The sequence below is a fragment of the Paenarthrobacter nitroguajacolicus genome (assembly GCF_029952445.1).
Classification (GTDB): Bacteria; Actinomycetota; Actinomycetes; order Actinomycetales; family Micrococcaceae; genus Arthrobacter; species Arthrobacter nitroguajacolicus_B.
This window is the reverse complement of record NZ_JAQPPK010000004.1, coordinates 63,663-76,148: the sequence shown is the minus strand read 5'-3', so window position 1 is coordinate 76,148 and position 12,486 is coordinate 63,663. Positions and strand designations below refer to the sequence as shown.

16 protein-coding genes and 1 tRNA gene are annotated in these 12,486 nt (G+C 62.3%); 8 read left to right on the top strand and 9 right to left on the bottom strand.

The annotated features are described in order from the left end of the window. Positions 1 to 16 precede the first annotated feature (16 nt). Positions 17 to 694 carry an ABC transporter ATP-binding protein gene (locus PJL15_RS03920; protein WP_281449903.1) on the top strand — a complete coding sequence of 226 codons (678 nt, stop codon included), beginning with the start codon at positions 17 to 19 and terminating at the stop codon, positions 692 to 694. A gap of 1 nt (position 695) precedes the next feature. Next, positions 696 to 2,228 (top strand): DUF6297 family protein, encoded by a 1,533-nt coding sequence (locus tag PJL15_RS03915; protein ID WP_281449902.1) that lies wholly within the window; start codon positions 696 to 698, stop codon positions 2,226 to 2,228. 16 nt (positions 2,229 to 2,244) lie between these two features. On the opposite strand, the gene PJL15_RS03910 is transcribed toward PJL15_RS03915, so the two are convergent. Continuing rightward, a complete protein-coding gene (locus tag PJL15_RS03910; RefSeq protein WP_281449901.1) occupies positions 2,245 to 3,096 on the bottom strand; it encodes a PhzF family phenazine biosynthesis protein in 852 nt (283 codons plus the stop codon). 58 nt (positions 3,097 to 3,154) lie between these two features. Here PJL15_RS03910 and PJL15_RS03905 point away from each other — a divergent pair, with 58 nt between their 5' ends. Continuing rightward, the gene (locus PJL15_RS03905; RefSeq protein WP_281449900.1) at positions 3,155 to 3,583 is read left to right on the top strand and encodes a DUF1801 domain-containing protein; all 429 of its coding nucleotides are present in this window, start codon (positions 3,155 to 3,157) and stop codon (positions 3,581 to 3,583) included. Between the two features lie 128 nt (positions 3,584 to 3,711). Here the strand turns inward: PJL15_RS03905 and rplI are convergent, their stop codons facing one another. From rplI to rpsF, 4 genes are all read right to left on the bottom strand, one after another. Next, complete coding sequence (rplI, locus tag PJL15_RS03900) at positions 3,712 to 4,164, bottom strand: 50S ribosomal protein L9 (protein WP_018778531.1); 453 nt, start codon at positions 4,162 to 4,164, stop codon at positions 3,712 to 3,714. An 18-nt stretch (positions 4,165 to 4,182) separates the two neighbouring features. Then, on the bottom strand, positions 4,183 to 4,422 hold the full coding sequence (rpsR, locus tag PJL15_RS03895; protein WP_003800144.1) for a 30S ribosomal protein S18: 240 nt from the start codon (positions 4,420 to 4,422) through the stop codon (positions 4,183 to 4,185). A gap of 128 nt (positions 4,423 to 4,550) precedes the next feature. Further along, positions 4,551 to 5,123, bottom strand: coding sequence for a single-stranded DNA-binding protein (locus tag PJL15_RS03890; RefSeq protein WP_018778530.1), 573 nt, complete (start codon positions 5,121 to 5,123; stop codon positions 4,551 to 4,553). Between the two features lie 50 nt (positions 5,124 to 5,173). Continuing rightward, on the bottom strand, positions 5,174 to 5,479 hold the full coding sequence (rpsF, locus tag PJL15_RS03885; protein WP_011776755.1) for a 30S ribosomal protein S6: 306 nt from the start codon (positions 5,477 to 5,479) through the stop codon (positions 5,174 to 5,176). 243 nt (positions 5,480 to 5,722) lie between these two features. Between rpsF and PJL15_RS03880 the strand changes: the two genes are divergently transcribed. Then, the gene (locus tag PJL15_RS03880; protein WP_281449899.1) at positions 5,723 to 6,061 is read left to right on the top strand and encodes a YnfA family protein; all 339 of its coding nucleotides are present in this window, start codon (positions 5,723 to 5,725) and stop codon (positions 6,059 to 6,061) included. Between the two features lie 64 nt (positions 6,062 to 6,125). On the opposite strand, the gene PJL15_RS03875 is transcribed toward PJL15_RS03880, so the two are convergent. Then, positions 6,126 to 6,208: transfer RNA gene (locus PJL15_RS03875), tRNA-Leu, on the bottom strand. Between the two features lie 117 nt (positions 6,209 to 6,325). Between PJL15_RS03875 and PJL15_RS03870 the strand changes: the two genes are divergently transcribed. Both PJL15_RS03870 and PJL15_RS03865 read left to right on the top strand, forming a co-directional pair. Next, entirely contained in the window at positions 6,326 to 6,481 is a 156-nt protein-coding gene (locus PJL15_RS03870) for a hypothetical protein (RefSeq protein WP_281449898.1), read from the top strand. A 14-nt stretch (positions 6,482 to 6,495) separates the two neighbouring features. Beyond that, positions 6,496 to 7,155 carry a DUF1345 domain-containing protein gene (locus tag PJL15_RS03865; RefSeq protein ID WP_281449897.1) on the top strand — a complete coding sequence of 220 codons (660 nt, stop codon included), beginning with the start codon at positions 6,496 to 6,498 and terminating at the stop codon, positions 7,153 to 7,155. A 76-nt stretch (positions 7,156 to 7,231) separates the two neighbouring features. Here PJL15_RS03865 and PJL15_RS03860 read toward each other — a convergent pair whose 3' ends face one another. The 3 genes from PJL15_RS03860 to PJL15_RS03850 form a co-directional block, all read right to left on the bottom strand. Continuing rightward, a complete protein-coding gene (locus PJL15_RS03860) occupies positions 7,232 to 8,647 on the bottom strand; it encodes an amino acid permease (RefSeq protein WP_281449896.1) in 1,416 nt (471 codons plus the stop codon). 222 nt (positions 8,648 to 8,869) lie between these two features. Beyond that, the gene (locus PJL15_RS03855; protein ID WP_281449895.1) at positions 8,870 to 10,177 is read right to left on the bottom strand and encodes a M18 family aminopeptidase; all 1,308 of its coding nucleotides are present in this window, start codon (positions 10,175 to 10,177) and stop codon (positions 8,870 to 8,872) included. Between the two features lie 63 nt (positions 10,178 to 10,240). Next, positions 10,241 to 11,128: a 3,4-dioxygenase subunit beta gene (locus tag PJL15_RS03850; RefSeq protein ID WP_281449894.1), complete on the bottom strand. Its 888-nt coding sequence runs from the start codon at positions 11,126 to 11,128 to the stop codon at positions 10,241 to 10,243. A 176-nt stretch (positions 11,129 to 11,304) separates the two neighbouring features. On the opposite strand from PJL15_RS03850, the gene PJL15_RS03845 reads away from it, so the two are divergent. Then, positions 11,305 to 11,754, top strand: coding sequence for a hypothetical protein (locus tag PJL15_RS03845; protein ID WP_281449893.1), 450 nt, complete (start codon positions 11,305 to 11,307; stop codon positions 11,752 to 11,754). Continuing rightward, complete coding sequence (locus tag PJL15_RS03840; RefSeq protein WP_281449892.1) at positions 11,751 to 12,485, top strand: cyclase family protein; 735 nt, start codon at positions 11,751 to 11,753, stop codon at positions 12,483 to 12,485. The genes PJL15_RS03845 and PJL15_RS03840 overlap by 4 nt, the downstream gene beginning before the upstream one ends. Position 12,486: the final 1 nt, after the last annotated feature.

The window sequence follows — 12,486 nt, the reverse complement described above, 5'->3', positions numbered from 1 at the left end:
CCGGTAGGGTTGCACCATGGGGACAGTACTTGAAGCCGAAGGCCTTCTTGTGGGATACGCCGGCGCTCCAGTGTGCGGAGAAGTGTCGGCCACCGTGGGGGCCGGACAGATCTTGGGAATCGTCGGCGTCAACGGCGCCGGAAAGTCGACCGTAGCCCGGACCATCGCAGGACGCCAGTCGTCCCTGGCCGGCGAAGTGAAGGTCCACGGCCTCCTCATCGATCCCGACGCAGTGCCGTTCCGGCGCCAGGTGTCCGCGGTCTTCGACGACGACCTTTTCTTTCCCTCGCTGACCGTCCGGGAACATTTGCTCCTCGTTGCCCGCGGACATTCCTTGGCTGACCCCGAGGGTCGGGTGGAGGAGGAACTGGAGTTCTTCGGCCTGCAGGGAAGATCCCACGCAATCCCGGACGCCCTCTCTTCCGGACAACGGCGCAGGTTGTTGCTTGCAGCGGGACTTATCCGCCCGTCGTCGCTCCTGATCCTCGACGAGCCGGAACAGCGGCTCGACCCCATGATGCGTGTGGCCCTGGGTGAGCGGATCGCTGAGCACGCCCGGAATGGCAGCGCCGTGCTCCTGGTCACCCACGATCCTGATCTGTTGCTCGCCACGGCGTCCTCGTGTCTGGTCATTGACGACGAAGTCCGCGAGTTGGAGCCGGAGCAGGGAGCTTCGATCATTGCCGGATCCTGACATGCTGACACGTGAAAGCCCGACGCCGGACCGTCGCCTCGCCGCGGAGATCGTCAGTTTCACCCGTCGATCCGCCCGCCGGTACAAACGCAGCCGGATTTCGTGGGGCGAACGCTTTGTGGATGCCTACAGCTGGGGCCTGGGCATCGCCGTCTCGCTCACCATCGCTGCCTCGTTCGTCCTGGCGCTGCGGAACGAGATTGCCGGCCGTGCCTCCACAGGCAACAGCATCATCGGAACGCAGTGGCTCATCCTTCCGGAACCCGTGCTGTGGTCCGCTGTTACGTATGCGTTCTTGCTGGTGGTAGCCAACCTCGCCCGCAAACTAGGACCCATAACGGTGGGTGGGCCGGAAAGCACATGGTGGCTGTCCCTGCCCATCGACCGTCGACCCATGGTCCTGCCACCATTTCTCCGCAAGGTGGCACTCACCGGGGCCGGCCTTGCAGTTGTGTACCTGCCGTTCAGCATGGTCACCGCCGTTAACCGCACCGCCGCCGAGCACCTCGTTGCATCAGCCACCTTCGGAGCAGCCGGGGTCATCGCAGTGACGTTGGCGGCCTTCCAACAGCTGGACATGCTCGGCCCCAGAGCAGGCAGGGCGGCGACTATGACAGCCCTGCTGGCCTGCGCGGTCCTTCCTGCGGTCCCTGCATCCCCCTGGCTGGCCGCGGTGGCGGGGCTTGCCGCCGTCGTTCTTCTTGCCGTTGCGGGGCCTCGCACGGGTGAGGTGCGCGGTGAAGAGCTGATCCGTGGCGGGGCCGTAGCCGGTCACACTGGCGCGTCCCTGTTCATGATGGACACCAACGAGGTACTGCGCGCGTTGGGCGGCGGACGGAAAACGGTCGACGGCGGCAGGGCAGCGGGCTTCTTCGCCAAGCCTGTGGGCGGACCGCTTCGGGCGCTGATCCGCGCCGATGTGGTGGCGTTCCTGCGGCTGAATCCTCCCTTGATCCCATCGCTGCTGTGGATGCTCGCCTGCATCGCCATGCTGCTGGTGGAAGGTGGACTCCCGGAGTTCGCGCAGCTGGCCATCGTCGTTATAGCCGGCTGCGCCACGGCGTCCGGGATGGGAGGCGTGGCCCGCAAAACGGCCCTGGTCCCCGAGCTCGATGCGCTGCTCCCCCTCCATCCGGCACTCGTCCGAGGCAGTCGCACCCTCATGCCGTGCTTGGCGATGGCTGCTTGGATGGCTGTGCTCAGTGGGCTCCTGGTTTTCCTGGGCGCATCTGATCCTGCCCTGATTGCCGTTGGTGCCCTGGCAGGTGTCGGCATGGGAGCGGGAACGCTCCGCTCGGCCACCAAAGCTGCCCCCGACTGGTCCGCTCCCCCGGTGGACACTCCCTTCGGACCCGTGCCGCGCGCGCAGCTGGGAACCCTGATGCGGGGCCTGGATGTGACTATCCTGGCGATGGTTCCACTGCTGGTTGGGCTGTATCTTGGCTACACGCCGGGGATCGTCGGGATTGTCCAGGCCCTGTTCAGCGCGGGGATCGTGCTGGTTTCGGTGTTGTCCAGGCCCAAACGGGCGTGACACCGCTGGCGTAAGCCTAGAGAAGCACCGTGCCTTGGATGCATGTGGTCGACGCACCACCGATCCAGATCTCGCCGTCCTTCGCTGTGACCTGGATGCGTCCAGCCCTGCCCAGGACGGTGCCCTGGGCGGCCACATATTCGTCGGGCGCCCGTCCGGAACCGATCAGCCACTGCGCCGCTCCGGCGTTGAAGCTGCCCGTCACGGGGTCTTCCACCATGGCATCACCGGGAATGAACGTGCGGACTTCGAAGTCGACGCCGGAGCCCGGCTCGTGCGGTCCGATCACCCCAACCTTCAACGTGCCCATGGCCGCCAGGTCCGGCTCCACGGCCAGCACCTCATCCGCTGACTCCAGGAGCACTCCAATCCATTCCGGACCATTGACCAGCCAGGACGCATCCACAATGGCCTCCTCCGAAAGGCGCAGCCCGGCAGCGAGTTGCGCGCGCACAGCATCGCTAACCGGGCCAAAGCGCGTCAGGGGCGGAGCGGCGAAAGCCAACCGGCCGACGTCGTGCTTCACCCTAACCAGGCCAGCACCGCACTCCTGAACCACAACGCCGTCGTCCTTCGGCACTCCCCCGGCCTGCAGCCATGTGTGCGCCGATCCCAGCGTGGGATGCCCCGCAAACGGGAACTCCTCGCTGCACGTGAAGATCCGCACCCTGTAGTCGGCCCGGGGATCAGTTGGCGGAAGGAGGAACGTGGTCTCGGAGAGGTTTGTCCAGTTGGCGAAGTGCTGCATGGTTTCGGTACTGAGGCCATCGGCGTCCACCACCACGGCCAGCGGATTTCCCCCGTAGCTCGCATCCGAGAAAACGTCGACTTGGTGGAAAGGACGGATGCGAATGGGTTCTGTGGTCACCGGTGAAGGCTATCACCGGTGCTGGCTGGCGTGGCCGGTAGTCTGCCAAACTACCAGCATGGCAGAGAACAAGACCCAGCCCACCGCGATGTCCGTGGACGAATTCCTGGCAACAGTGGAGCATCCCGTCCGGCGTTCTGACGGCTTGGAACTGCTGGAGATGATGCGTGGGATCACCGGTCAGGAACCCGTCATGTGGGGTCCCACGATTGTTGGGTTCGGGAGCTATCACTACAGGTACGCCAGTGGCCGCGAGGGTGATGCGGCCGCCGTCGGATTTTCGCCGCGAAAGGCCAATCTGGCGCTGTATGGACTCACGTATGGTCCAGACGCGGATCGGCTTCTCCCGGAGCTGGGTAAACACAAGACCGGAGCAGCCTGTCTCTACGTGAACAAGCTGGACGACGTGGACCGTGATGTCCTGGCAGAAATGATCCGGACAGGCTATCAACACGTGATGTCGGAGCTCCACACCCCACCTTCTTAAAGCAACGCGGGGTCACTTATGGCCCATGTTTGGCGGCAACATGGGCCATAAGTGACCCCGCGTTGGTCTTAACGGAAAGGCCCCTGCCACCGGAAACCGGTAGCAGGGGCCTTTCTTGCAGTCAGAGACTACTTGCTGGCAACGACCTCGAGGTCGATAACAGCGGAAACATCCTCGTGCAGGCGAACGTTGGCCTGGTACGAACCGACAGACTTGATGTGGTTCGGCAGTTCAACGTTGCGCTTGTCGATGGCGCCGAGGCCAGCGGCCTCAACAGCAGCAGCGACATCGGCCGGCTTGACGGTGCCGAAGAGACGACCGGACTCGCCGGCCTTCACCTCGAGCTTGACCTTCTTGGAGGAAAGAGCCTGGGCCTGTGCCTGAGCAGCTTCAACAGAAGCGTGGGCACGAGCAGCGCGGGCAGCCTTGATGGACTCAACCTGCTTCTCGCCACCCTTCGACCAGGTCAGGGCGAAACCGCGGGGCAGCAGGAAGTTACGTGCGTAACCGTCCTTGACCTCGACAACGTCGCCAGCAGCACCGAGACCGGTTACTTCGTGGGTCAGAATGAGCTTTGCCATGTTAGTTAATCCCTTCCCTTAGCCGCGGCCAGCGCCGGAGTAAGGCAGCAGAGCAACTTCGCGGGCGTTCTTGATTGCCTGGGCGATCTTGCGCTGTTCCTGAACGGTAACGCCAGTAACGCGACGAGCGCGGATCTTTCCGCGGTCGGAGATGAACTTGCGCAGCAGTGCTACGTCCTTGTAGTCGATGACAGTGATGTCAGCGGCCTTCAAGGGGTTGGACTTTGGTTTGGGCTTACGGAGTTCAGCCTTAGCCATCGTGGAGCTCCTTTTCTATGGAGCCCGTGGATATTGATCCACGGGATGGTGGTGTTCGACGGCGGTGATCGCCAAGGTGCCTTGCGGCAGTCGAGGCGAGCGTCCGGCGTCGGACTTTTATTTGGTGTTTAGAAGGGAGGTTCGGAATCCGGGCCGTTGCCCCAGCCGCCAGCATTGCTGACACCGGGCGTTGCCCAAGGGTCATCCTGCTGTTGTGCGGGCTGGTTGCCGCCCCAGCTTCCACCGGAGTTGCCGCCACCCTGGTTTCCACCAGGAGCGCCACCTCCAAAGCCACCGGAGTTACCGCCGCCGAAGCCACCCTGCCCACCGCCGGAGCGCTGGGTACGGTTGACCTTGGCGTTTGCGTAACGCAGGCTGGGGCCGATTTCGTCGACCTCAAGCTCGATTACGGTGCGCTTTTCGCCTTCTTTGGTTTCGTAGGAACGGCTCTTCAAACGGCCGGAAACGATGACGCGCATGCCCTTGGTGAGGGACTCGGCCACGTTCTCGGCTGCTTCGCGCCATACCGATGCGCGGAGGAACAGGGTTTCCCCGTCCTTCCATTCATTGGACTGGCGGTCAAAGGTCCGGGGAGTAGAAGCGATGGTGAAGTTCGCTACTGCTGAGCCAGACGGGGTAAACCGCAGCTCCGGGTCATTGGTCAGATTGCCAATGACCGTAATAGTGGTTTCGCCTGCCATCTACTGCCTCCTTGTTCGTTCCTGCGGGTTAAAGATCTGGAAGGGGCTGATTACTCAGCAACGACCTTCTGGTCTTCGGGGCGGATGATCTTGGTGCGCATGATCGTCTCGTTGAGGGACAGCTGGCGATCAAGTTCCTTGGCGGTAGCCGGTGCAGCGGTGAAGTTCACCACGGCGTAGATACCTTCGGACTTCTTCTTGATGTCGTATGCCAGGCGGCGACGGCCCCAGATGTCAACCTTTTCGATGGTTCCACCATCGGTGGTGATGACATTAAGGAACTTCTGAAGCGACGACTCTACGGTACGCTCTTCGACCTCGGGGTCGATGATTACCATCAATTCGTAAGGACGCATATGTGAACCCACCTCCTTTGGGCTAAGCGGTTACGGTATTTCCGTAACAGGAGGTTCATTTGCGATGCTGTACAGCGCTCCCCCGCCGAAGATTCGGAAGGAGGGCGTAACACAGACTTCAATATCTTAGTGCATCTCCTGCACTCAAAGCTATTCGAGCCTCCGCACCCCCGAAACAGGCGATCGGCCGTATGTGGATAACCCTCCTCAGTGGCGCTTAATCCGGCAGTGAATACTTGATCCATGACCGTCCTGAAGTCCGTCGTACTCTTTGTCCTGGCCGCGGTCGCCGAAATCGGCGGTGCTTGGCTGATCTGGCAGGCCGTCCGCGAAGGCAAGGCGTGGTGGTGGGCCGGACTGGGCATCGTAGCGCTTGGAATCTACGGCTTCTTCGCTGCCTTCCAGCCGGATGCGCACTTCGGCCGGGTACTTGCTGCATACGGCGGCGTGTTCATCGCCGGCTCCCTGGCCTGGGGAATGCTGGTGGACGGCTTCCGTCCGGACCGATGGGACGTCATAGGCGCCGTGATCTGCATTGTGGGCGTCGGCGTCATCATGTTCGCGCCGCGGACGGGAGCCTGACCCTTCGCCGGCTCCGGAAACGACAAAACCCCCGGAAGATCATTGATCTCCCGGGGGTTCTCTGTGCGCGGAGGGGGACTTGAACCCCCACCCCCTTTCGAGGACTAGCACCTCAAGCTAGCGCGTCTGCCATTCCGCCACCCGCGCAAGGTGATCAGGAGAAGCGCTTTCGTTTTTCTCCTTGACAGCGACAAAGACAGTAACACGAACATGGCCATTTCGTGGATTCCTGTCGCCATGGGGAGTCCCCGTTAGAGTGGCGCCATGGATGCCACACCGTTGAACAACCTGGTCCTGACCATTGTTTTTGCCGCGATAGCCCTTTACGCCCTGTACTTCGTGGTTCGTGCCGGGGTGCGGGACGGCATCATCCAGGCGCAGAAGGTCTCCCGCGACTCAACCTCGACGGAACAACAGTGAACGGCGCCCGGCAAGTGAAAAGCTCCAGGGTCCGGCGCAGCAGGCTGCGCTTTGTGGCCATGCTGGTGGCAGGTGCAACCGCTTTCTTCGCCACGGGGATGACGGGGAGCTGGGTTGACGCACCCGCGGTGGGATGGGCGACGGCCGCGCTGATTTATGTAGCGTGGGTCTGGTTGGTGATCGCGAGGATGGATCCAGCCCAAACGGAACAGCACGCAACCTCCGAGGACCCTTCACGCGGCGTCACCGACCTCCTGATCCTCATCGCGAACCTGGCCAGTATTGCTGCCGCAGTGGCGGTGATCGTCAACTCCCATAGCGAGGACAACGGATCGCGCCTGTCCTCGGGTGCGCTGGCGCTTACGTGCGTCGCACTGTCCTGGATGCTGGTGCAAACGCTTTTCACGCTGCGCTATGCCGAGCTCTACTACAGCCCCGCGGAAGAGGCCGGCGGAGAAGTAGGCGGCATCAGCTTCAACCAGGAACGGCCGCCCCAATACACGGACTTTGCCTATCTGGCGACGAGCCTGGGCATGACCTACCAGGTATCAGATACCAACCTGGGCAACCATCGCATCCGGGCTGAGGCCCTGAAGCACAGCCTGCTCTCGTACCTGTTCGGCACCGTGGTACTGGCCGTCACGATCAATCTGGTGATCGGCCTGGCCCAGTAGGCCAAGCCGCGGTAAAAGCGGAACGGGGCAGCCGCCGTCGAACTCCGACGGCGGCTGGCCCGTTGTTTAAGGATCCTTACGACGCCGGGCCGGAACCGATGTCCTGGCGCTCGGCTTCAGCACTGGTCGCCACTGCCGGAATTGCGCCACGGTTGCGGTAGCGGAGAACTCCGATGGCCACCACAACAACAGCCAGGCCCAGGGACAGGAAGAGCGACTGACGAGTGGACTCGATGATCACCATTCCGATGATGAGGGCCACGATGGCGCCGATGGCAATCCATGTGAGGTACGGGAAGAACCACATCTTGAGGTCAAGCTCCTTGGCCGCCGCACCCATGCGCTTGCGCAGGATGAGCTGGGAGCTCGCGATGACCAACCATACGAACAATGCGATGGCACCGGAAGTGTTCACCAGGAACAGGAACACGTAGTCCGGGGCGACGTAGTTCAGGCCCACGGTCACGAACCCAACTACGGTGGAAGCGAGCACGGCTGCGGCCGGAACCCCGCGTTTGGAAATCTTCATCCAGGACCTGGGCGCATCGCCGCGCTGGGATAGCGAGAACAGCATGCGGCTTGCAGTGTAGAGCCCGGAATTCAGGCAGGAAAGCACCGAGGTGAGCACCACGATGTCCATGATGGTGCCCGCGCCCGGGATTCCGTACAGCTCAATGACTGCTACGTACGGGCTCTTTGCCACCGATGCGTCGTTCCATGGCAGGAGGGTCACAACAATTGCGATGGATCCGATGTAGAAGATCAGGATGCGCCAAACGGTGGATTTCACGGCCTTCTTGACGGCATCCACGGGGTTCTCGGATTCGCCCGCAGCGATGGTGGCGATTTCAGCCCCGAAGAAGGAGAACACCACCACGAGGATGCCCGCAAGCACGGCACCGGGACCGTTGGGCATGAAGCCGCCCTGGTCCAGGAGGTTGGCGACGCCCGGAGCCGAGACACCCGGTATCAGTCCGAGAATGGCTGCGATTCCAGCGAGCAGGAAGATGACGATCGCCGCAACCTTCACGGAGGCGAACCAGAACTCAAACTCGCCGTAGGACTTTACGGAACCGAGGTTGGTCAGCGTCAGGAGCACCATGAGAAGAAGCGCCCAGATCCATTGGTCGACGCCGGGAACCCAGCGGTGCATGATGGCGGCGCCCGCCGTGGCCTCGATGCCGAGGACGATGATCCAGAACCAGGCATAGAGCCAGCCAATACTGAACCCGGCCCAGCGGCCAAGGGCCTTGTCAGCGTATGTGGAAAACGAGCCGGTTTCGGGGTTGGCCGCAGCCATCTCACCAAGCATGCGCATGACGAGGATGACCACCAAGCCTGCGGCCAGATAGGCCACAAGGATGCCGGGACCGGCCTGCTGGATGGCAGCACCGGAGCCAACGAACAGTCCTGCTCCAATGACGCCGGCAATGGCGATCATGGAAAGGTGGCGGGGCTTCAAGGATTTTGAGAGCTGTTGGTCAGCGTGCATGGATCGGCGCCGTCCTTTGGGGTTTGGGTTTGGCCGCGAGTGTGTGCCACGGGCCACATGACTTACCCACAGTAGCCAGCCTCGAAAGTCAGAATCCTGTGCATCTGGACATTTTGATGGTCACGAAAAAGGAATGCTGCACAAAATGTATAGCCACAGAAAACTAAAGTTTCCCTGCGAAAACAATGGAAATACGCCCGAAATGAGGGTTTGACGCTTTCGCTACGCCGCGGTCCGGAAAAACAGCTCAGTGACCGATGCGAGGTAATACGGATCCTGGACCCCGCAGAGCTCACGCGCCGAGTGCATGGACAGCAGCGGGACACCGACGTCCACAGTCCGGATTCCCAACCGCGTCGCAGTCAGGGGCCCGATGGTTGAGCCGCAGGGAAGATCGTTGTTGGAAACGTATTCCTGGTAAGGAATCTCTGCGTCAGCGCACAACCTGGCCCAAAGCGCAGCTCCCGCGGCATCGGTGGCGTACCGCTGGTTGGCGTTGATCTTAAGCAGTGGACCACCGTTGAGCACCGGCTTGTTCACGGGGTCGTGCTTCTCGGAATAGTTCGGGTGAACGGCGTGGCCGGCATCTGCGGAAACACAGAACGACGCCGCCACGGCCTGCCGCCGCTCCGTCACCGAAGCGCCTAAACCATCGGAGATACGCACAAGAACGTCCTCGAGAATGGGACCGCAGGCGCCGGAGCGGGAATTGGAGCCAATCTCCTCGTGGTCGAACGCGGCAAGAACAGCGATCGGTCCGTTCTTCGGGGAGGTTGCAGCATGCGCTATCAATGCCACCAGCCCCGCGTGCGTGGAGGAGAGGTTGTCCATGCGGCCTGAAGCGAAGAACTCGCCCTTGGCCCCGAAAATCGCAGGTGCCTGCGTGTCCGCCACCACGACGTCGTATCCGCCGATTTCGGAAGCATCCACCGTGGCGCCTCCAACGCCTTCCGCCAGCAGCCCCAAGAGATCCTCACCAACGGGATCACCCTGGCCGAAGATCGGGTTCATGTGCTGCTGCTTCGACAGGTGAAGCCCGTTGTCGTTGACGCCCCGGTCCAGGTGGATTGCCAACTGGGGAAAGCGCAGGAGGGGTCCTGTGGAGGTGAGGTGCTGGGTGCCGTCGCGCATCACCAGGCGGCCGGCGAGCTGCAATTCGCGGTCCAGCCACGAATTAAGGAGCGGACCGCCGTAAACCTCCACACCCGCTTGCAGCCAACCGAATTTGCCCGTGGTGGGCTTGGGCTTCAATTTGAACGACGGCGAGTCGGTGTGGGCGCCCAGGATGTTGAAAGCCGTGGTGGGTCCTGCGTCCTCCGGGGTCACCCAGGCGATCAGCGCGCCGTCGCGGATGATGTAGAACTTGCCCGCCCCGCCCTCCCAGGGCTGACGCTCGTCCAATCCGGTGAAACCGGCCGCGTCCAAGCGGCGGCCCGCTTCGTGCACTGCGTGGAAGCTCGACGGCGACGCCGAGACATACGCACCGAGATCCTGGATGTGGTCAACTGCTGCGGAGTCGTTTGAAGGCATGTCCCCGAGTCTAGCCGGATGGGTTGAGCAGAGATTCCGGGCTGGTTCCGGACTCCGTACGGGCTAGATGGTGACGCTCAAAGCCGCGGTATACCCGCCGGCAACTGAACCCGAAATAGTCGCCAATTGGTATATGCCTCCATCGTCACCAAAGACGTTATCGGAGGCCAGTGTGGTCTTCGGGAAACTGCGGGCACTCGCCTCGTAGCCTGCGGTGGCGTAGACGGTCTTGCAGGCGCTCTCAGTCAGGGCAATCTGTGAGACGGCCAGCACCTGGCCTGCTTTGCTCGTGTTGCTCAGGGACTCAAATACCTCAAAGTGAATATGAGGCCAGCGGCCCATGTAGGCGCCCGGATAGATGGTGCTGAACGTCAGCTGGCCGTTGGCATCCGCCTCCTGCACGCCTCGGAGGTAGTTCTCATTTTCCAAACCCCGGTCGTAGAGCGAATACTTGCCGTTCTGGTCGCAGTGCCACACGTAGACAGCCGCGCCGGCCATCGGCGAGCAACCGTTGGCGTTATCCAACAGGGTCAGGGTGACGGTCAAGGGCACTCCGGCAGCCTTCGTATCCGAGGTGCCGAAACTGGACCTGATGTCGCGTCGCACCACGCCCGAGGCCTCCAGCACATTCGGTCCGTTGGAGCCGTCGCCGGGATAGGGGCCCAGGGTTTCCCCGGGGATCTCCACACCGCATTCGGCGAAGGCACGCGTCACGGTACTGGTGGCCTGGGCGGAAGGCGAGGTGGCCGCCGTCGTGCTTTGCGCTGGGGTGACGGTCCCGCTGGAGGTTCCCGACGGCGTCGCGCTGCCACCTCCAGGGCCAGGAGTGCAGGCGGCAAGCGCGGCAGCCGTGCCCGTGCCCAAAAGCACGCCCAAAGTACGCCGCCGGCTGAGCAGTGTGGAGAGGTCGAACGCCAGGCCCCTGTCGTGGTTCGAGTGGGGAGATGTCATGACTCCATCAAACCCGCGCAGGCTATGCCTTGTACATGGGGAAAGCATGGCGGGAGTGCGGCTGAGCATGGCTTCCGCCAACCAGCATGTGCACAATAAGCATTTCCATATGCTTGTAATGCTCGTCACGTCATGGCACGATGGCATGCAACAGCAACTGACGGAAGGCCCCTGCCATGAATATTGAACTGAAACCGGTGCGGAAGCTCCGCATTCACTGGCCCATTCCGGTGGAGACCATGACCCAACTCGCCAGCGGCCAACTACACGCCCTCGAGGCTGATTCCGGTATTGCCTCCCTGCTGGACGCACTAACCGCAATCCCTGAACTCGGCGGCTTCGGCAACTACCACCATGTATTCGAGTCCTCCGCCGGTTTTGAAGGGTTTACCGTGGCAGAAGGGGCCAACCCCACCCTGGGCAGCGTAGGCCAGCGCACCATCTCCCCCACCTTCGTGTTCACCACCTACTTTGACGACTCCCTGGACGACGACGCCGTGCAAAGGCTCGTCCAGGCAATTGTGGACATCCACCCATGGGAGGTGCCCGTCATTGAAGTCTCGGGACCCCTGAGCGTTTCCAGCAGCGTCGCAGCCTCCAGCCCGGAAATGCGGGTGGCGTCATGAGTCTCTGGGAAGAAGTGGCGCCACTTCTCCGCAACAGGACTTTTACTGACCTGACCCATGCCTTCCACCCCGGACAGCCACATTTTCCGGCCTTCCCCGATGAGACCAGGGAAGCCCTCTTCGACATGGAGAAGGGCGACGGTTTCACCGCCCATAGGTACTCCATAGTTGGCCAGTGGGGCACTCACGTGGATCCGCCGTCGCATTTTGTGCGGGGCGGCCGGACCCTGGACCAGATACCTGTGGAGGACATGATGCTGCCACTGGTTGTCCTGGACATCAGCCCCCAGGTCCGAAGCAATGCGGATGCAACCCCCGCCCTCGAGGATGTCCGGCAGTGGGAGGCCCGGAACGGCGTCATTCCCGCAGGCGCGTTCGTCGCCTTGCGTACGGGTTGGAGCAACCGCTGGCCCGACGCATCAGCCATGGCCAACAAGGACGACGACGGCGTCAGCCACACACCGGGGTGGTCCAAAGAGGTCCTGCAATACCTGATCGAGGAGCGTTCCGTTTCTGCAGTGGGCCATGAGCAGACGGACACGGATCCGGGTATGGCAACGTCCCGGCAGGACTTCAGCTTGGAGACCTACGTCTTGGCTCAGGACAAGTGGCAGATCGAACTCCTGGCAAACCTGGATGGGCTCCCCGAATCCGGCGCCATGATGATCGCCACGTGGGCAAAACCCTTGGAGGGCAGCGGATTCCCGGCTCGGGTCTTCGCCATCCACTAGA